This window comes from Elioraea sp., assembly GCF_051860475.1.
Taxonomy (GTDB): domain Bacteria; phylum Pseudomonadota; class Alphaproteobacteria; order Acetobacterales; family Acetobacteraceae; genus Elioraea.
Map to the genome: position 1 here is coordinate 1 of NZ_JBHYDW010000223.1, position 4,432 is coordinate 4,432.

At 73.4% G+C, this 4,432-nt stretch carries 5 protein-coding genes; 1 reads left to right on the plus strand and 4 read right to left on the minus strand.

Translation table 11 applies throughout. The features are described from left to right. Positions 1–751, plus strand: a 751-nt coding sequence (locus ACTIFU_RS22590) for a M20/M25/M40 family metallo-hydrolase (RefSeq protein WP_439580577.1), incomplete at its 5' end; no start/stop codon positions are given. 83 nt (positions 752–834) lie between these two features. On the opposite strand, the gene ACTIFU_RS22595 is transcribed toward ACTIFU_RS22590, so the two are convergent. Genes ACTIFU_RS22595 through narI form a run of 4 tightly spaced genes read right to left on the minus strand, consistent with a single transcriptional unit; the run spans position 835 to position 4,254 of the window. Beyond that, entirely contained in the window at positions 835–2,040 is a 1,206-nt protein-coding gene (locus ACTIFU_RS22595) for an NnrS family protein (RefSeq protein ID WP_439580578.1), read from the minus strand. Then, positions 2,037–2,723 (minus strand): carbonic anhydrase, encoded by a 687-nt coding sequence (locus ACTIFU_RS22600; RefSeq protein WP_439580579.1) that lies wholly within the window; start codon positions 2,721–2,723, stop codon positions 2,037–2,039. The genes ACTIFU_RS22595 and ACTIFU_RS22600 overlap by 4 nt, the downstream gene beginning before the upstream one ends. Beyond that, the gene (locus ACTIFU_RS22605) at positions 2,720–3,496 is read right to left on the minus strand and encodes a peptidylprolyl isomerase (protein ID WP_439580580.1); all 777 of its coding nucleotides are present in this window, start codon (positions 3,494–3,496) and stop codon (positions 2,720–2,722) included. Before ACTIFU_RS22605 ends, ACTIFU_RS22600 begins: the two co-directional genes overlap by 4 nt. A 5-nt stretch (positions 3,497–3,501) precedes the next feature. Beyond that, complete coding sequence (gene narI / locus ACTIFU_RS22610) at positions 3,502–4,254, minus strand: respiratory nitrate reductase subunit gamma (protein WP_439580581.1); 753 nt, start codon at positions 4,252–4,254, stop codon at positions 3,502–3,504. Positions 4,255–4,432: the final 178 nt, after the last annotated feature.

A 4,432-nucleotide genomic window follows, 5' to 3' on the forward strand; every position in this document is an offset into this window, starting at 1 on the left:
GATGCTGATCGTGCCGGACGAGGAGATCGGCAGCCCGCAGAGCCGCGACTGGATCGAGTCACATGCGCGGCGCGCCGATCTCTGCCTGACGCTCGAACCCTGCCGTCCGGGCGGCGGGGTGGTGGTGGGGCGCGGCGCGGTGGGCGCGGTGTATCTCCGGGCGACGGGCGTGACCGCGCATTGCGGCAGCTATCGCGAGCACGGCGCCTCGGCGGTCGCGGCGCTCGCAGCACTGGTCGGCCCGCTCGAGGCGCTGAGCGATCCCGCGCGCGGGCTCACCGCGACGGTGGGGATCTTCCGCGGCGGGGCTGCGCGCCAGGTGGTGCCGGGCGAGGCCGAGATCCATCTCGACCTGCGCGCCCCCGATGCCGCCGGCTCGGAGGCGCTGCTTGCGGCGGTGCGCGCGATCGCCGCGCATCCACCCGCTGACCCGCGCGTGACGGTGGAGATCGCCGGCGGCTTCGGCCGGCCGCCCTTCCCGACCAGCGCGGGCACGCGCGGGCTCTATGCCTGGGCCGAGGAGGCGTGCGCCGCACTCGGCCAGCCGGTCCACGACGTGATCGCGCGCGGCGGGTCGGACGGCTCGTTCGCCGCCGGGCTTGGCGTGCCGACGCTGGACGGGCTCGGCGCGGTGGCGCATGACACGTGCAGCCGGCGCGAGACGGTCGAGGTGTCCTCGATCGTGCCGCGCGCGGCCGTGCTCGCGCATCTGATCGCCTCGGCCGCCGAGGGTCGAACGCTGCCGCGCTGAGCTGGACATGGACCGCCGGTCACCGATGCGCCGATCGTCACCGGCAACGACCGGCGCGAGAGGCCCGCGCGCGCCGCGCGCGGTCAGCCCGGCTTGCCGTCCGGCCGCGGTGCGATCAGCATCGGCGCGAAGGCGATCAGGAACAGCGTGAAGCCAGCGAGCCAGGCCGTGCCGGCGACCGCGAGGGCTGCCATGTACGGCAGGATTTCCGCGCCGAAGGCGCGCAGGAGCGCGGCCGCCGGGATCAGCACATAGGCCGCGGCGGCAAGCGGCGACGCGACCAGGTCGCGCCCCGTGTGGCCGAGCGTCGCGCGCGTCATGACGGCGAGGATCATCAGCGCGATCGCCCCGCTGGCCTGGAGGTGCAGCCAGGCCGAGGCCCAGGGCGCGCCGGCGAGCAGGAACGCGGCGTTGGTGCCGAGCGCGGCCGGGACAAGCAGAGAGGCGAGGTGGAGCACCCAGAGGATCGGCTGGCCGAGCGTCGCGAGGCCGTGCCAGCGCACGAGCCGTGTCAGCGCCAGCGCGGCGGCGACCGCGGCGGCGCCGCCGCCGAGCAGCGAGCCCGGTGCGGCGAGATCGATGGCGACCACGCCGATCAGCGCGATCACGCCGGCGCGGTCGATCCAGGGGAAAGGCGGCGTGGCGGGAGCCGCGCCGGCGCGGCGCAGCGCGTTCAGGGTGAAGGAAGGAACGATCCGCCCGCCGATCAGTCCGACCAGGGCGAGGGCGACGTTCAGCGACAGGAGCTGCCCGGTCGCGAAGGTGTCGGTGGTCCAGCCGGCGGTCTCGGCGAGCATCAGCAGGTCGCCGGCCCAGAACGCCAGCACCAGCGCCGGCGGGCCGTACAGCCGCGGCGCGCCGGCCCTGATCAGAGCCGGCAGCACGCTGAGCAGCAGCGCGGGCAGCGGCAGGGCCGCGATCACGGCGGCCGCCTCCGCCGGCGCGGGCGAGCCAGGCAGCAGCACGAGCCGCGCCGCGAGGTGGAGCACGACGAGCAGCACGAGCGGCGCGCCCGCGTAGCCGCGCCGCCCGGTCCAGTTCGGCACGGCGGTCAGCAGGAAGCCGGTGATGGCGGCGCCGATGAAGCCCGCGATCAGCTCATGGGCATGCCAGCGCGCGATCGGCAGCGGGCCTTCGGGCAGCACAGCGCCGTGCAGCGCGGCGACCCAGACCAGCATCGCCAGCACGGCCCAGACGCCCGCAAGCAGGAAGAAGGGGCGGAAGCCGTGCCCGAACAGCGCGACCCGCGGCCGTTCCGCGGCGCGGCGCAGCGCCGCCGAGGCGTTCATGGCGCCCCGCCGACGGCAGCGCGGGGAAGCTGCGCCGTATCGATCTGGCGGAACGGCCCGCGCGGGGTCTCCGCCGCCATCAGCACGCCCCAGGTGAAGTCGAAGTACCAGCCGTGCAACGCCAGCAGCCCGGCCTCGACCCGCTCGGCGATCCAGGGGTAGCTGCTCAGGTTGCGCAGGGACACCAGCACGGATGCCTGCTCGGCGTAGCGGGCGAGCAGCGCAGGCTCGGCCTCGGTCACGAGGCTGCGCACCTCCTCGCGCGCCTCGGCGAGCAGCCCGACCCAGCGGCCCATGAACTCGAAGCGCGGATCGGCGTCGCCGTACTCCATCAGGCTGCGCACGCCGCCGCACATCGCGTGGCCGAGCACGACGATATGGCCGACCTCGAGCCCCTTCACCCCGAACTCGAGCGCCGAGGAGACGCCGGCGAGCCGCCCGTCCGGCATGTAGGGCGGCACCAGCGCGGCGACGTTGCGGACCACGAACAGGTCGCCCGGGCCGGAATCGGTGATCATCTGCGGATCGGCGCGGCTGTCGCAGCAGCCGACCACCATCACCTTCGGCCGCTGCCCCTCCGACACGAGCTGGTCGAACAGCGAGTGGTCGGTCTCGAAATAGGCCGCGCGAAAGCGCTCGAACCCCAGCACCAGCCGGGCGAGTGCGGCGTCGGGCGTGGTCACTGCACGAGCGGCGTCGCGGCCCCCTCCATGTCGATGCCCTCGATGCGCGCGCGGCCAGCCAGCACGGCGATGAACTGGTGTACCGCGCGGCGCCAGGAGGCATCGTGCAGATACCGCGCGACGGTCCCGCGCACCGCCTCGAACGGCAGCTCGCGCGGCTCGGCGCGCTGGTGCAGCCAGAGAATGTGCATGCCGTAGCGGCTCTTTGCCACCACCGGGCAGATCTGGCCCGGTGCCATCGCGGCGAGGAACGTTTCGATCTCCGGCACGAGGCTGCCGCGCGTGACCTGGCCGAGCCGTCCGCCGTCCTTGGCCGAGGGGCAGTCGGACTGCGCGCGCGCCAGGGCGGCGAAGCTGTCGCGATCGGCCAGCACCTGCGCGAGCAGGTCCTTCGCGCGCGCCTCGGCGGACGCCCGCGCGTCCCGGTCGTCGGGATCGGCGGCGAGCAGGATGTGGCTCGCCTCCCAGAGCTCCCTGGTGCGGAAGCGGCCGCGATTCGCCTCGTACCAGCGTCGCAGCGTCGCCTCGTCCGCCTCCGGCACGGCGATCACGTGCTCAAGCAGCGCCTCGATCACCGCCTCGTCGGGCAGCAGATCGCCCTCCGCCTCGGCCTCGATGCCGCGCGCCGCCGCCTCGTCGAGCAGCAGCCGGCGCACGACCAGCGCGCGCGCCGCCTCCTGCCACGCCGCCTCCGCCGAGGGTGCCGGATGGTGCTGCATCTCGGCCGCGATCTCGCGCTCGCCGATCACCGTGTCGTTGACGCGCACCGTCATCGCGCTCACTCGGCGGCAGTGGGGCGCGGTGCCGCGACCGGTCCGGGCCGGCGGGTCGCGCCGCCGCGCCGGCGCACGATCTGCCAGGAGCGGAACAGGTACCAGACCGGCGCGGAGAAGATGTGCACCAGCCGCGAGAACGGCGTGAGCAGGAACAGCGTCATGCCCATCACGATATGGAGCTGGAACGGCCAGTCGGTGCCGCGCACGAAGTCGGCCGCTCCGGCCTGGAACGTCACGATATGCTGCGCCCACATCGAGAGCTGCACCATCATCGCGCCGTCGCGGTGGCCGAGCGAGAACGGCAGCGTGATCAGACCGAGCGAGAGCTGCACCCAGAGCAGGATCAGGATCGCGATGTCCACGCCGGTCGATGTGCGGCGGATGCGCGGATCGTAGAGGCGGCGGTGCAGCAGCAGCGTCAGCCCGATGAAGCAGATCGTGCCGAACACGCCGCCCAGCCCGATGGCGATCATCTGCTTCTGCTGCACCGTGATGACCGCCTCGTAGACCCATTTCGGTGTCAGCAGGCCGAACAGATGGCCGAAGAAGATCGCGAGGATGCCGACATGGAACAGGTTCGAGCCCCAGCGGAGCTGGCGCGCGCGCAGCATCTGGCTCGATCCCGTGCGCCACGTGTACTGGTCGCGGTCGAAGCGGATCAGGCTGCCCACGAAGAACACGCCGGCGCAGAGATAGGGGTAGATGCCGAACAGGAAGTCGTGCAGGTAGTCGGTGAAGACGCCCCAGGCGCCCATGGCGCGGTCCTCCGTTTCAGCTCTTGGTCGCGGCGCGCGTGGCACGCAGCCGCTTGATCATCGCCGCCACCTTGGCGCGCGCCCCGTCCCGGTTGGGGTCGTTCTCCGGGCCGAAGGTCACCGGGGCGTCCTCCCACGCGCGGTCGATCTCGTCCGGATCCTCCGGCTCGGGCTCGAC